The organism is Convivina intestini, from assembly GCF_003096575.1.
GTDB classification, from domain to species: Bacteria; Bacillota; Bacilli; order Lactobacillales; family Lactobacillaceae; genus Convivina; species Convivina intestini.
Window position 1 is genome coordinate 191,059 of record NZ_QEKT01000002.1, and the last position, 15,189, is coordinate 206,247.

General features: G+C 43.7%; 16 protein-coding genes. All 16 read right to left on the reverse strand.

What is annotated here, in order from left to right; genetic code table 11:
* Positions 1-52: 52 nt before the first annotated feature.
* On the reverse strand, positions 53-1,066 hold the full coding sequence (gene cydB, locus C7384_RS02990; protein ID WP_089938111.1) for a cytochrome d ubiquinol oxidase subunit II: 1,014 nt from the start codon (positions 1,064-1,066) through the stop codon (positions 53-55).
* Positions 1,066-2,541, reverse strand: a complete 1,476-nt coding sequence (locus tag C7384_RS02995) for a cytochrome ubiquinol oxidase subunit I (protein ID WP_089938110.1) — start codon at positions 2,539-2,541, stop codon at positions 1,066-1,068. The genes cydB and C7384_RS02995 overlap by 1 nt, the downstream gene beginning before the upstream one ends.
* A gap of 149 nt (positions 2,542-2,690) precedes the next feature.
* Positions 2,691-2,990 carry a DUF1292 domain-containing protein gene (locus tag C7384_RS03000; protein ID WP_089938108.1) on the reverse strand — a complete coding sequence of 100 codons (300 nt, stop codon included), beginning with the start codon at positions 2,988-2,990 and terminating at the stop codon, positions 2,691-2,693.
* A 79-nt stretch (positions 2,991-3,069) separates the two neighbouring features.
* Positions 3,070-4,143: a histidinol-phosphate transaminase gene (gene hisC / locus C7384_RS03005; RefSeq protein WP_089938106.1), complete on the reverse strand. Its 1,074-nt coding sequence runs from the start codon at positions 4,141-4,143 to the stop codon at positions 3,070-3,072.
* Entirely contained in the window at positions 4,140-4,469 is a 330-nt protein-coding gene (gene hisE, locus C7384_RS03010) for a phosphoribosyl-ATP diphosphatase (RefSeq protein ID WP_089938104.1), read from the reverse strand. The genes hisC and hisE overlap by 4 nt, the downstream gene beginning before the upstream one ends.
* Complete coding sequence (gene hisI / locus C7384_RS03015) at positions 4,470-4,808, reverse strand: phosphoribosyl-AMP cyclohydrolase (RefSeq protein WP_089938101.1); 339 nt, start codon at positions 4,806-4,808, stop codon at positions 4,470-4,472.
* On the reverse strand, positions 4,805-5,566 hold the full coding sequence (gene hisF, locus C7384_RS03020; RefSeq protein WP_089938098.1) for an imidazole glycerol phosphate synthase subunit HisF: 762 nt from the start codon (positions 5,564-5,566) through the stop codon (positions 4,805-4,807). Before hisF ends, hisI begins: the two co-directional genes overlap by 4 nt.
* Positions 5,566-6,279: a 1-(5-phosphoribosyl)-5-[(5-phosphoribosylamino)methylideneamino]imidazole-4-carboxamide isomerase gene (gene hisA, locus C7384_RS03025; protein ID WP_089938095.1), complete on the reverse strand. Its 714-nt coding sequence runs from the start codon at positions 6,277-6,279 to the stop codon at positions 5,566-5,568. The genes hisF and hisA overlap by 1 nt, the downstream gene beginning before the upstream one ends.
* The gene (gene hisH, locus C7384_RS03030) at positions 6,260-6,892 is read right to left on the reverse strand and encodes an imidazole glycerol phosphate synthase subunit HisH (RefSeq protein ID WP_089938092.1); all 633 of its coding nucleotides are present in this window, start codon (positions 6,890-6,892) and stop codon (positions 6,260-6,262) included. Before hisH ends, hisA begins: the two co-directional genes overlap by 20 nt.
* A gap of 10 nt (positions 6,893-6,902) precedes the next feature.
* Positions 6,903-7,493: an imidazoleglycerol-phosphate dehydratase HisB gene (hisB, locus tag C7384_RS03035; RefSeq protein WP_089938089.1), complete on the reverse strand. Its 591-nt coding sequence runs from the start codon at positions 7,491-7,493 to the stop codon at positions 6,903-6,905.
* Complete coding sequence (gene hisD / locus C7384_RS03040; protein ID WP_089938086.1) at positions 7,486-8,772, reverse strand: histidinol dehydrogenase; 1,287 nt, start codon at positions 8,770-8,772, stop codon at positions 7,486-7,488. The genes hisB and hisD overlap by 8 nt, the downstream gene beginning before the upstream one ends.
* Before the next feature lie 2 nt (positions 8,773-8,774).
* A complete protein-coding gene (gene hisG, locus C7384_RS03045) occupies positions 8,775-10,367 on the reverse strand; it encodes an ATP phosphoribosyltransferase (protein WP_243400701.1) in 1,593 nt (530 codons plus the stop codon).
* A 330-nt stretch (positions 10,368-10,697) separates the two neighbouring features.
* Positions 10,698-11,552: a histidinol-phosphatase HisJ gene (hisJ, locus tag C7384_RS03050; RefSeq protein ID WP_089938083.1), complete on the reverse strand. Its 855-nt coding sequence runs from the start codon at positions 11,550-11,552 to the stop codon at positions 10,698-10,700.
* An 18-nt stretch (positions 11,553-11,570) separates the two neighbouring features.
* Positions 11,571-12,005: a Holliday junction resolvase RuvX gene (gene ruvX / locus C7384_RS03055; protein ID WP_176760688.1), complete on the reverse strand. Its 435-nt coding sequence runs from the start codon at positions 12,003-12,005 to the stop codon at positions 11,571-11,573.
* Positions 12,002-12,253 (reverse strand): IreB family regulatory phosphoprotein, encoded by a 252-nt coding sequence (locus tag C7384_RS03060; protein WP_089938077.1) that lies wholly within the window; start codon positions 12,251-12,253, stop codon positions 12,002-12,004. Before C7384_RS03060 ends, ruvX begins: the two co-directional genes overlap by 4 nt.
* Positions 12,254-12,329: 76 nt before the next feature.
* The gene (alaS, locus tag C7384_RS03065) at positions 12,330-15,011 is read right to left on the reverse strand and encodes an alanine--tRNA ligase (protein ID WP_089938074.1); all 2,682 of its coding nucleotides are present in this window, start codon (positions 15,009-15,011) and stop codon (positions 12,330-12,332) included.
* Positions 15,012-15,189: the final 178 nt, after the last annotated feature.

Below are 15,189 nucleotides of genomic sequence, written 5' to 3' on the forward strand. Positions count from 1 at the left end.
AAATATGTACAAAAACGTTTACAACTAAGTTGCAAACGTTTTTATTTGATAATCATTCTACCACTTTTTTAGCGATAATCCGCTTCCGGAAAACCCAGAAACTCCAAATTTGGTAGCCCAAAACAATTGGCAAAACTGTCAATGAAATAATCGTCATGACTTGCAAAGTGTAGGGACTAGATGAGGCAGATTCAATTGTAAGAGAGTGCAACGGATTGTTAGCAACCATTACCCGTGGGAATAGACCAACAAAGAGTAAGATGGCTACTTCGACCAAAGTCAAACCAGAGGCGATAAAAGGCAAAACTTCCTTACCCTTCTTAACCGTCATGAACCAACCCAAAACCGTGGTAGCCACGATTACTACCAAAATTAATAGCACGGCAACCGGCTTAGTTTGAATGAAGTTAGTGTAGAAGAAGAGCAAGACCGCAAAGAGGGCCTCCCCAGCCAAAAGCAAGGGGTATAAGACCTTCAACTGACCAGCTGCTCGCTCACGCATGGGTCCATCGATTCGGATACGCGTGTAGTTTAGACCGTGGACATAGCTCATCAAAGCGACCGCAATACCACCAACCAAAGTAAAGAGGGTAAAGTAATCAAAGAATCCGGCTGATACATTACCTTTGGCATCCATCGGCGTTCCAGATACCATGGCCGTTAGGATAATCCCCAAGAAGAACGGAGCAAAGAAAGAGGCAATCGCAATCAAACGTTCCCAAATTGCACTTCCTTGTCGAGTGGGCATATGCTCACGGAATTCAAAGGAAACGCCACGATAAATTAAGGCCAACAACAAGCCCAACAATAGAAGGTAAAAACCAGAGAAGAGCGAAGCATACCAGTAAGGGAAGGCCGCAAAAGTTGCTCCTCCGGCTGTTACTAACCACACTTCATTTCCATCCCAAGTCGGCCCAATTGTTTTATATAGGGCTTCACGTTCGTGGTGATCACGAGCCAGCGTCAAAAACTGCATGCCGACCCCAAAATCATACCCTTCTAAGAAAAGAAAGCCTGACCACAAAACGCCGATAAGAACAAACCATAAAAGCTGTAATACTGACATTAGACTTGGGCCTCCTTTCCTGCCAAATCGTCATAAGGATCACGATCAGTTTGTGTTGCTTCTTGTTCATGATAAGGTCCTTGGTGCAAAACACGCCGTGATAACCAAATCATAACCCCACCTAAGGTACTAAAGGTTAGGAAGTAAACAATGTTTGAGAATAACAATGAAGCGACCGAAACATTTGGTGAAACTGCATCGGCAATGGTCATCAAGCCATAGACAACCCATGGATAACGACCTAATTCAGTGACTAACCAACCAGCTGTGTTGACTACAAATGGGAAGAAGGTCATCACCCCCATTACCCACAAGAACCAACGCTGGGTCAAAATCAATTGCGACTTCTTACGATTAAACCACAAAGCTACTAGAGCAACCAAGGCTAGCAAACCAGCCCCCATCGCCATAACACGGAAAGAGTAGAAAAGCGTATTTTCAGGAACATAATAATCCTTAATGTCGCCCTTGGTCTTACCGTACTTAGCCTCAAATTCTTTATTTAATTCAATCGTACCCTTGGTCGTTCCACCAGTTAAGCTGTGGTTACCCAAAATTGACAAGGCATACGGCACTTCGATTTTGGCAATTGACTTGTGCGTCTTAGGGTTAGTTACCGCAATCGCTGCCCAAGGCTGCGCCTTATCGGCTCGCTTAGAAGAATCAATGGTTTCATCGACTCCTTCCATAGCGGCATACTTCATTGGCTGCATTGATTGTAATTCAAAGGCATGTTGGTCACCAGTGATAAAGGCGCCGCCCAAACCAACCAAACCAACAACCAAGGCGATATTAATTGATTTACGGAACAAAGGAACCTCAGGGTCATCTTGCTTTAGCTTTAACAACTTAAAGGCTGACATACCGGCCACAATGAAGCCGGCAGTCACTAAGGTACCAACCACCACGTGGGGGAACTCGATCCATAGCTGCTTGTTTAACAACAAGTCACCAAAGTTTGTTAAAACCGCCCGCCCCTTTTCATTATCAATCGCATACCCAACGGGGTTTTGCATGAAAGAGTTGGCTGCTAAAATCCATAATGAAGAAATCATCGAAGCTATGGCTGTAATCCAAATGAAAATTACATGTACCGCTGGCTTGAAGCGATCCCAGGTAAAGGACCACAAACCAATAAAGGTTGACTCAGCGAAGAAGGCTACTAAGGCCTCAACGGCTAAGGGCGCTCCAAAAATATCCCCGACATATCGTGAATATTCTGACCAGTTCATACCGAACTGGAACTCTTGAATCAAACCAGTCACAACCCCAACGGCAAAACTAAGCAAGAAAATCTTACCCCAGAATTGCGCCATCTTTTTATATATTTCGTCTTTTTTGATGACATAGAGTGTTTCCATTACCGCTACCACAATTCCTAGTCCAATTGACATTGGCACAAAGAAGAAGTGAAAAATAGTCGTCATGGCAAACTGGAAACGCGCTAAATCAACGATTCCCACTAAAGCATTCATAACTTTTCCTCCAGAAATTTCCAAAAAGCCTATTTAAATTAGGCTCACTACATGATTAGTTTATCACTTGATAAGCAACTTGACCAGCTTTTTACAAACTTTTAACATTTGTCCATAGAAAAACCACTACCGCCCGGTAGTGGTCATCCTTAGTTAAAATTGCTGTCATCGTCTAAGAAGGTATTTAATACTTCTTCAACCATATCCCATTCGGCATCATCTTCGATTGGAATCAAATCATCTTCAGTGGCATCGCCGTTTTCATCGGGCTTGAAAATATAAGCTTGAACGTCAACCTGTTCATCTTCTTCGACACCGTCTGGTACTAACAGGATATAGTCGCGATCATATTCCTCGGAATGAAAGGTAAAGAGCACCTCAAAAAGTGCTTCGTCACCATTTTCATCTACTAAGGTAATCTTGTCGATTTCTGGGTTGTTTTCAGTCATAGTTTTATCCCTACCTAAATTTAATACGTTTATTATAACTTAGCTCAGGACAAAGACCAAGCGCTATTTTTAAGGGCAATCACTTAGCTAAGATTTGACCTAATATTTCTTGAATAGCACGATTTTGATCAGGGGTTCCCAAAGTAATCCGTACCCAGGCTGGATTCAAGCGAGCATTGATCTGATAACCTTTTTCTAACAGTTTTTGGCCGACCAACTCCGCATCCCCAACCTTAACCCAGATAAAATTCGTGGCCGAAGGATAAAAAGTCAGACCTAACTTAGTTAGACAGATTTCAAAATCCTGCCGCCCCTGACTGACTTGTTGCACAATCTTTTGTAGGTAAGGTTGATCAGCGACGGCAGCCGCCCCGCCAGTAATTTGGTAAGTGGATAAATTATAAGGCAGGCGAACCGCTTGTAAGATATCAAAGAGTTGAGCCGGCACAATGCCATAACCCACGCGCAAATTAGCCAAGCCATAGGCTTTGGAAAGGGTGCGTAAGACCACTAAATTATCATATTGTTCAACCAGGGGCGCACAAGTCGCCGCCGGATTATTAGCAAATTCATAATAGGCTTCGTCTACTACTAAAATCACCTTTGATGGTAACTTATCCAAGAAAGCTCGAATATCAGCCACCTTTTCTAAAACCCCAGTCGGATTATTCGGATTAGCTAAAAAGATTAAGGCAGTTTGGTCCGTAACCGCTGCCAATAAAGCATCAAAATCAACCTGCCCACTTTGCGCATCAATTGGTACTTGGATTGTTTTCGCCGCTTCAATTTGCGCATGAATGGCATACTCCCCAAAAGTCGGTTGGGGCACAATCATCTCTGAACCAGGCGTTAAAATGGTCCGCGTTAATAATTCAATTAACTCATCGGCCCCATCACCAAAAATTAAACTCTCCAGCGGTACTTGTTCCACTTGTGCTACCGCCTGTCGCAAGGCAGTCGCCTGTCCATCTGGATAATAATTTAAGACGGCAGGGTCAACAGCTTGTAGGGCCTGAACTGCCAAGGGTGACGGTCCATAAACTGATTCATTGGCTGATAGCCGCGCTAACTCCTTTAAACCATAACGCTTTTTAACCAGTTCGGCCGGTTCCTCGGCCTGATAAGCAGCTAAATTTTTAATCAATTCTTTCATTGTTGTCCTCCCCGCCAATCCTGACGTTCATGCAATCGTGACTTGGTTCCCACCCGGGCGCCTAATTCAGCCTTCACTTCTGCCAAACTAACCCCTGATTCAACTAGCAGTACCATTAAGTGAAAGAGTAAATCTGCCGTTTCGTAAGTTAATTCAGCCCGATTATTTTTGGCACCCACAATCACTTCCGTCGCTTCTTCGCCTACTTTTTTTAAAATTTTATCTAGGCCCTTATCATAGAGATAATCGGTATATGATCCCGATTGGGGATTGTTTTTACGATCTAACACGTACTCGTATAGTTCTTCAATTGATTGACTGGCCATTTAAGCCTCCTTTTGACTATCCATTACTGGTGTAAAAAAACAAGTCCGAGCACCGGTATGACAGGCCGGTCCCTGGGGTATAACCCTTATCAACAGGGTATCTTGGTCACAATCTAGCATGACCTGAACCACCTGCTGATAATTACCTGAAGTAGCTCCTTTATGCCAAAATGCTTGTCGAGAACGCGACCAAAACCAAGTTTGCCCCGTCGCTAACGTCTTTTGATAACTGGCCTGATTCATATAGGCTAGCATTAAAACTTCATTATTACGGTCATCAACCACAATAGCCGGAATCAAACCATCCTGGCCCTGCTTATTAAAATCCGGTGCTATCATCGTATACTAATCCCCCTTTGTTTCAATGCAGCCTTTAACTTAGGAATTGGAATGGTATTAAAGTGAAAAACGGAAGCAGCTAAAGCGCCGTCAACATCAGTTTGTTCAAAAAGAGTTTCAAAATCTTCAATCGTACCGGCGCCACCTGAAGCAATGATGGGCACGGCCACTTTTTGGGTAAGCATTTGATACAGGGGGAGGTCATAGCCAGCTTGCATGCCATCGGCATCCATACTAGTCACCAGTAATTCACCAGCCCCAGCCTCAACTAATGCCTGGGCCCATTTACCAACTTCCCAAGCCGTTGGTTGAGTTCCGCCCTGAACATACACTCGGTAAAAGCCAGCCTCTTGGTCCCATTTTACATCAATGGCGCCAACAATCGCCTGGGAACCAAAAATCTGGGCCCCTTGCGTGACAATCGATAGGTCGTTAATGGCTGCTGAATTAACAAAAATTTTATCAGCACCAGCTTTGACCAATTCGGCCATATCAGCCACAGTACGAATGCCACCCCCAACAGTGAGGGGAATAAAAACGGCCGCTGAAATGCCATCTACGACACTGCGCATCGTTTTTCTATCTTCCAAACTAGCCGTAATATCAAGCATCACCAGTTCATCGGCGCCACTGTCCTGATAAGCCTGAGCAATCGCAATCGGTTCGCCCACGGCTTTAACATTGTTAAATTGCACCCCTTTGGCGACCGCGCCATTTTTTATATCTAAGGCGGGGATAATTCGCTTAGTTAAAGCCATTACTCCACCTCCTTTAGGTCGGTCAAGTGCAACTGTCCGTCATAAAGGGCCCGGCCGACAATTACATCCTGAATACCGATGTTTTTTAAATTAATTAAGTCCTGCCGGTTAGCAACCCCACCACTGGCAATGATATTACTGGTCGGAAATTCCTGCTGTAAAGCTTGTAGAAAGGATAAATTGGGACCAGTTAAAGTTCCATCACGACTAATATCAGTCACAATAAAATGTTTCGCGCCAAGGGCTTGCATTGCCTGGACTACCTGACTAAAGCTTTGATTTGATTTTTCTAACCAACCATCAGTCGCCACGCGTCCCTTGCGACCATCAACGCCAATCGCAATTTTCTCCGGACCATATTCCTGTAAACATTGAGCCACTAGTTCTGGATTGGTTAAGGCAATTGAACCTAAAATTATTCGATTGATACCCAAATTCAAATATTGAGCGACTTGGCTGAGCGTTCGAATGCCACCCCCCAATTCAATAAAGAGCGGGCTAGCCGCCCGGATTTTTTTAATAATGGCTAAATTAATGGGCCGACCAGCCTTAGCACCGTCTAAATCAACCAAATGCAAATGACTGAGTCCGGCGGCTTGAATTTGTGCCACCTGGGCCAAAGGATCTGGATTAATGATGGTCTCTTGTTGATAATCACCTTGATACAGGCGCACAGATTGACCATTTTTTAAATCAATTGCGGGAAAAATCATAGTTATCCACCATTTCCTTAAAGTTTTTTAAAACTGCTAAGCCCACCAAACCTGATTTTTCTGGATGAAACTGCGTCCCCATCACGTTATCTTGACAAACAACACTAGGAACTGCTAATTTCCCAAAATCAACACTGGCAGCAATATATTTAGGATCAGTTTTAGCATAGTAACTGTGGACAAAATAGGTTGCTTGTTGGTTCAGGCCCTGCGTCAGGGTCCGGCTTTGATGAACCTGATTATCATTCCAGCCCATCTGAGGAACCTTACAACCAGTTTCTGTTGGTAAAGGGATAATTTTACCCGGAATTAAACCTAAACCGGCTCTTTGCCCAAATTCATCGGATTCATCAAAGAGTAATTGCATCCCCAGACAGATTCCTAAAAGGGGCTTACCAGCTTGGGCATATGCCTGAATAGGCTGAACCAAACCTTTGGCCTGTAAACGATCCATAGCAGTACTAAAGGCGCCCACGCCTGGGACAATTAAACCCTGTGCTTTGCTAATTTCCTGCGGATCATCAGATAAACGTGCAGATAAACCACAATATTTCAAGGCCTTCATCACATTTGCAATGTTACCGGCACCATAATCGACAATAATAACGGCCATCCTATCCTCCTTAAAGCATCCCCTTCGTAGAATTAACACCTTTAATTTCATCATTAATCGTGACCGCCTGGCGTAGGGCACGACCAGCTGCTTTATAAATACTTTCGATTTTATGATGAGTATTACGGCCATACAAATTAGTTATGTGAACATTGGCACCAATTGCATCAGCAAAACCCTGCCAAAAATCCTCAATCACTTCGGTCTCTAAGCTCCCCAGTTTCGGAGCCGTTAATTCCGCCTGAAAGACTAAATATGACCGTCCGGATAAATCAATCACAACTCGGCTCAAGCATTCATCCATCGGTACATACTGGGCACCATAGCGTTCAATCCCCGATTTGTCCCCGAGGGCTTGACGAAAGGCCGTACCCAAAACAATCCCAACATCTTCAGTGGTGTGGTGGGCATCAACCACCAAATCACCTTGAGCTTGAATCGTTAAACCAAAACGACCGTGTTTAGCAAAGAGAGTCAGCATATGATCCAAATAAGCAATCCCGGTGTTAATGTCAATCTCGCCCTGTTGATCAATATCCAACCTTAATTCAATTTGAGTTTCAAAGGTATTTCGTGTGACTTGTGCTTGTCGTTTAGTCATTTACTGTCCCTCGACTTTCAATCGCTCGGGCGTGTCCTTCTAATCCTTCGACATTGGCCAGCGCTATCACCGCATCTGCGTCCCGTTGTAAGGCCATCTGGTCATAAGACAAATATTGAATGTGCTTTTGAAAATCCCAAACACCCAAGGGCGAACTAAAGCGAGCAGTTCCGCCAGTCGGTAGGATGTGATTAGGACCAGCAAAGTAATCGCCCAAGGGTTCGCTGGTATACTTTCCCAAAAAGACTGAACCAGCATTTTCAATACGGTCTAAATAACTATCGGGATTCTTCAATTGAATTTCTAGGTGTTCTGGTGCAACCTCATTCATCAAAGCAATCATTTCATCAATGGTTTCAACTAAGTAAATAAAGCCATTATGATCAATTGCCTGTCGGGCAATTTTTTGCCGTGGTAGAGTAAGCAACTGGCATTCTACTGCTTCTGAAACTTCCTGGGCTAAGGATAGTGAGTTGGTAATTAAAATCGCCCGTGCGTTAACATCGTGTTCAGCTTGTGACAATAAATCCGCCGCCAAAGCTTGCGGATCAGCATCCTCATCAGCTAAAATACCAATTTCAGAAGGACCAGCAATCATATCAATATCAACCTGTCCATATACGGCCCGCTTAGCAGCAGCAACATAAGCATTTCCTGGTCCGGTAATCTTATCAACCTGAGGAACCGTCTCCGTACCATAGGCCAAAGCCGCCACTGCTTGGGCGCCACCAATTTGGTAAATTCGATCAATCCCGGCAATTTTAGCGGCAGCCAAAACGGCTGGATTCAGCCCATCAGCTTGTGGTGGCGTCACCATAATAACTTCTTGAACACCGGCAACCTTAGCTGGAATCGCATTCATTAAAACAGAAGACGGATAGGCAGCTGTGCCACCAGGAACATAAATACCAACGCGAGCCAAAGGCGTTACTTTTGTGCCCCGAACTACACCGGCTACCGTTCGATCTTCAAACGATTCAGCCCGTTCTCTTTGGTGAAAACTTTTAATATTTTCAGCAGCCGCTTGCAGGGCCTGGCGAACTCCTACATCCAATTGGTTATAGGCTTGGTCAATGATGGCTTGATCCACCAAAAAATCATCTAAGCTAACACCATCTAAACTTTGACTATAGTCTTTTAAGGCCTGATCACCATTTTCACGGACCTTGGCAATAATTTGATCAACCCGCTCAACAACTACTGAATCGACGGTTTGTTCCGTAGCCTGGCGGATTTTATTTTTAATTGCACTAAGTGATTCATTTTGAATTATTTGCATGCTCATACTCCCTTTAACTCGTTAATCAACGCCTCAATAACCTTAGTTAATTGCTGTTGATGCTGCCATAAAGCCCCCCGCCGAACTAATAAATGGGTCGACACCTGACAAACAGTGTCATAGACCTCTAACTGATTGGCCTTTAGGGTATTACCAGTTTGTGAAATATCCATAATGGCATCGGCCAAACCAGTTAGCGGACCCAATTCCACCGAACCCTCTAATTTAATTAGTTCCACATCCTGACCCCGACTATTAAAATAGCTACCGGCCCGTTTAGGATATTTAGTTGCAATGCGATGGCGTTGACTGTTATTTAAATTGAATCCAGCCGGCGCAGCAACCACAAATTCAGCCTGCCCCCGCTTTAAATCTAAAACATCATAATGATTTTGTTCCTGTTCATCGGTTGTATCGGAACCGACTACCCCAATATCACCGATCCCTCGGTCTAAATATTTCAATACATCAGTCGGTTTAACCAAGATAAAACGAAATTGGTGATCAGCACTTTCAAAAATCAATCGTCGCCCAGGATGCTCTAACGGACTTGTGTCAATACCGGCTGCTTGAAGGAGCGGTCGAACATCTTCTTCCACCCGGCCTTTAGCTAACACCACCACAATCGGATGCTGCCCTTTAGCTGGCTGCTTTTGAGCAGCCATCAGCCTTTGAATGTTTAATTCCATGCCTAAGGCTGGACAAAAATCACCTTGAAAATTCTTCAGTAAACAATCATAGCGACCACCACTAAACAAAGTTTCTCCTAAGTCTGGTAAGAAACCTTGAATCATGGTTCCCGTGTAATAGGGTTGTGGCGCTTGACCGGCTAAATCAACCGTCACCTTAATATTTGGAAAATGCTGATGGATAAAGTCCGCTATCTTTTGCCACTTGATAATAATCGGCTTAACTGCTGGTATTTGCCCCAGTTTTGGTAAGATTTCTTCCCCCCTTTGACCAAAAGCCAACGGCCAGTCAGTCAAAACGGCTGGTAAATCTGGCAGATGCTTGGTCAGTTCTTGAAAACGTGACAAATTTTTTTGTTCAATTGATTTCTTTAGCGCTTGCCGCTGCTGATTACTTAAGGCTGGAAAACTGGCTAAGATCGTATCAATCAAGCTCGCATCGCCCAGTACAATTTCTAATTGACCTAAATTAAAATTAGCAGCTAAATTAAGCATAATCTCAATCGCTTTTTGTTCAGCCCCCAAACTGGCATCCCCAATTAATTCAATCCTCGCCTGAGTTTCCTGGTTATAATCACCGGATAAATAATCAGTCTTACGAAAGACATCGTCAATGTAATATAACCGGTTGGGTGCTTGACTACGGTAATGCGTCTCAATAAAACGGGCAACCGGCAGCGTCATATCCGGTCGTAAAACCAAATTTTCTCCGGCCTGATCATACAAATGAAACATATCAGTACCTGGATACCGGTCAAAAGTACTTTGCCGTTCAATTAAAGATGTTTTAATTGGTGTAAAGCCGGCTTGGTTTAATTGACGACTAATTTTAAAAATAATATCTTGTTTTTCTTGAAGAACCTGACCATACTCATCGCGTGATCCGGCTGCTAATATTCTGTCCATCACTTTCCCCTTTAAAATCGCCATAAAATTGAAGAAATAAAAAACGTCCTTGTTAACTAACTTAAGTTAGTTAACAAGGACGTTCTTACGTGTTCCCACCTTGCTTTCTCTCCCACTCACGTAAAAGAGCTCACTCACCTGCCAACACAGGTGACGATGATATCGGAACGACCCGGAACAACTTTGCATTGTCCTGCTCACTGGTGTGTTTCGTTAAAGATTTTGGCGCCCATCTCAATGCGTTAGCTTAGGCACTTTCTGTACAAAATGATTTTAATTACTCTTCCAATTTTAGCAATTCGTATTAATTTATAATTGTATTCTAATATATCACTCATATAAGTCAAGGTATTTTTTAATATTATTTTGCATTTCATCATAATGTTGACCTAAATCACTAACCTGATGAGCATCAGACCCGTAAACAAGGGGAATGCCCAATTGAATCGCTCGTCTTACAATAGCTAAGGTTGGATAACTTTCCCCATTATCAGGTTTACGAAAGCCAGCCGCATTATAGTCTAATTGGTGCCCACCAGCTTTAATTGCCTGTAGAACCTGCTCAATCTGAACTAAAGTATCCGCTGAAAAGGGTGGTAATTTAAACCGCTTTTGATAAATTCGAATCAGGGTTAAATGGCCAATTCGCACCCGCATATTAGTCTGATTAGCTAACTCAATACTGGCTAAGACGGCTGTAAAATAACGTTGAAATAAGGCCTGCGGATCAACTAGATCTAGACCAAAATATTTTTCAAAAGTTAAGGCATCATAATCAAGGGCAGCTAAGTCACCGGCCTGATTTGGCAAAAAATGAACAGACAGAATCACCTCGTCCAACCAGTTAGCCTGCTCTTTTAAAAATTTAAGGGTTTCTTCCTCATAGCCCGGTAAATAATCAACTTCAAACCCTTTTTTAATCAGGAGGCGTTGGGCATACTGCTGTTGCGCATCGTCAACTAATTTTTTATAAATTGGTAGCTCAGCTTTAGTCAGAGCAGAATTATAACGCGCTGCAATCGGTTGATTGAAGGCAGACAAAAAGCGCGTCGGCAGTGGTGCATGTTCTGTGACCACATATTCATCAAAGCCTAATGCTATGGCTTTATCCAAATAGTCCGACAACGCTTCTTGACTACCATGGTGGGAATAGCGGGTATGAGTATGTCCATCTTTCTTAAGCATGTCACACTCCCCCCTTCTTTACTTAACTAACTTTCCCTTAGCATCCAGGTAATTTTGCAAAATAAATTCAGCGGCAATTTTATCAATTACCTTTTTTCTTTTTTTACGGGAAACATCGGCCTCTTCAATCAGCATCCGTTCGGCCTGCACCGTGGTTAAACGCTCATCTTGAAAATCAGTCGGCAAATTAAAATTATCCTCGACCATTTGCGCATAATCACGGGCGGCCTCAGCGCGTGGGCCTTCCGTATTGTTCATATTTTTAGGTAGGCCAACCACAACCCCCGTAACCTTATGTTGATGAATAATTTCGCCCAAACGTTCTAGGCCAAATTCTTTTTCATCTTCATTAATCCGGATGATTTCCACCCCTTGGGCGGTCCACCCCATGGGGTCACTCATCGCTACCCCAACTGTTTTACTACCAACATCTAATCCTAATATTCGCATCATTTCCTTAAATAGCTATGCACTAATTCTTCAATAATCTCGTCCCGTTCATGACGTTTGATTAAATTACGGGCATCATGCAGACGCGGAATGTAGGCTGGATCGCCTGACATCAGGTAACCCACAATTTGGTTGATGGGGTTATATCCCTTTTCTTCTAACGCGCCGTACACAATGTCTAACGTTTCATGAATATTTTTGGGCAATTGATTCCCAAAATCAAAGATTGCCGTCTCATCACTTACACTCATCGTAACTCTCCCTTCCCTTCATAGCAGGTACTGCCCATATTATAGCAAGTTCCAGAAGTTTATACTAATTTAAAAATTATCGTTCTTTAATAAAAGTCTCAGCAGAACTGAAAGCATCAGCAATACCAGCTGGGTTTTTACCACCGGCTTGGGCCAAATCAGGGCGTCCACCACCACCACCACCAACTAGGGGTGCAATGGTCTTAATCAAATCTCCAGCTTTTAAACCGGCCAGATTAGCATTCTGATTGGCAGCCACTAACAAATTCACCTTATCATCAATGGTCGTAGCCAAAACCAAGATATCAGAAGGTTGTTTTTCCTTCCAGGTATCAGCCATTTGACGCAAGGCGCCACTGTTGGCGACCTTAACCTGGGCCATGATCGTTGTAAAGTTACCGATGGTTTGAAGCTGATTAAAGATTTCTCCGGCACTTAGATTGGCCACTTGGGCCTGCAATGATTCGACTAATTGCTGACTAGCCTTCAAATCATTTTGCAATTCAACCACCCGACTTGGCAAATCCAAGGACTGGGCTACCTTCAAACTCTTAGCAGCTGCCGTCAAGGCGTCTGCTTGGGCCTGGAAGGCTGCTATCGCTGGTAGACTGGTCAAAGCTTCAATCCGTCGTACCCCAGCACCAATTCCAGATTCACTAGTAATCTTAAAGAGACCTAATTCCGCTGTGGATTGAACGTGAGTTCCCCCATCTAATTCTCGGTTAAAGTCGCCAATTGAAACAACTCGGACCTTTTGACCGTACTTTTCACCAAAGACAGCCACTGCCCCCATTTCCTTGGCACTTTCGATATCAGTTTCTAACCAAGTAACGGGCAGGTTCTCAGCAATTTTTTGATTAATCAAATCCTGAATTTTAGTCAAAGTAGCTGGATCAACTGGACCCTCGTGGGTAAAGTCAAAGCGCAAGTAGTCTGGTTCTACCAAAGAACCGGCCTGATGGATATCACCACCAATGATATTACGCAAGGCTTGATCCAACATATGAGTAGCAGTGTGGTTGCGAGAAACATTAAGATGGCGTTGCAAATCAACGCGCAAATTAACGGTGTCTTCCAAGGCGAAGTCGGCAACCACCGCAACGGTGTGAATGTATTGGCCCTTTGGTCCTTTTTGAACGTTAACGACCTTACCCAGGAGTTGACCAGCTTGGTTCAAAATTTGACCATGGTCTGGTACCTGCCCACCCATTTCAGCATAAAATGGTGTTTGGTCAAAGACTACTAAGACTTCCGTATCAGCTTCTGCTAACTTTTGTAGGCTGTCCACCCCGGCTTCATCTTGGCCAATGATTGCAACAACTTGAGCGCCATCCACCTCAGTTTGCTGCCAACCAACATAGGTTGAATCAACCGCCAAATCGGTCAAGACGGCATTTTGAATGCCCATTGACTTATCGTCGCTCCGAGCAGCTCGAGCCCGGTTACGCTGAGCTTCTAGGGCAACTTGGTAGCCCGCCACATCAACGGTCAAACCGGCTTCACTAGCCTGTTCTTGGGTTAGCTCTAAGGGGAAGCCGTAGGTATCAGAAAGCTTAAAGGCATCTTCCCCACTAATTTGACTTTCATGATCAGTTTGAGCTTGCGCAATCACTTCGGCTAACATGCCCAACCCAGCATTTAGAGTCCGCTTGAAGCGAGTTTCCTCGTTGTCAATTGTCTTTTGAATCTTAGCGGTATTTTGACCTAATTCAGGGTAATAGCTAGCCATAATTTCAGCTACTACTGGGACCAGATTAGCCAAGAAGTTTTCTTGAATGCCTAATTTTTGACCGTGCAAAACTGCTCGACGTAGCAAACGACGAATGACGTAACCACGCCCTTCGTTAGCTGGCAACGCGCCATCACTAATGGCAAAGGAAACGGCCCGGATGTGATCAGCAATAACTTTGAAACTGACATTATCTTCGGTATCTTGGCTTTGATCATAGTGCCGGTTATCGGTCAATTTTTCAGTTGCGTGAATAATTGGCAAGAATAGATCCGTATCAAAGTTAGTCCGGCCATTTTGGAAGACCGATACCAACCGTTCTAATCCCATCCCCGTATCGATATTTTTATGAGGCAATTCGGGATACTGGCTGTTATCCGTCAAACCAGGTAAATGATTGAATTGGGAGAAGACAATGTTCCAAATTTCTAGATAGCGTTCGTTTTCCCCACCCGGATACATTTCAGGGTCATCAGCAGGCAAATCAGAAAAGGCTTCGCCCCGATCATAGAAAATTTCTGAATCAGGGCCGGAAGGTCCCTCCCCAATATCCCAGAAGTTATCTTCGACTTCATAAATATGTCCATCGGGTAAATCAGTCTTTTCAGCCCAAATTTGCTTAGTTTCTTGGTCCTTAGGGTAAACCGTTACGTATAATTTAGACTTATCTAAGCCATACCATTCCGGACTAGTCAACAATTCCCAAGCCCAAGGAATAACTTCGGCCTTGAAATAATCTCCGATAGAAAAGTTCCCCATCATTTCAAATAAAGTATGATGGCGAGCCGTCTTACCGACGTTTTCAATATCATTGGTTCGAATCGCTTTTTGGGCGTTGGTAATTCGATTTTTAGGGGGCACCACTGAACCATCAAAATATTTTTTAAGGGTTGCCACACCAGAGTTAATCCACAATAAAGTGGGATCATCCTCGGGCACAAGGCTTTTAGAAGGTACAACTAAATGTCCCTTAGAAGCAAAAAAATCTAAGAACATTTGCCGAATTTCAGCTGAAGAACGTGATTCCATTTTTTCTCCTTTTATCTTGTAAAACAAAAAAACACCACAAATGCGGACGCGTTACCGTGGTACCACCGCAATTTGTAATGATTTTCATCTTTACCTCTGCTCGAATAACGCCGAGCCACGTTGATTTATTTGTCGTTAATCTGGGAGCACAGCCGGCAACCACTAGCACCTCTCACCT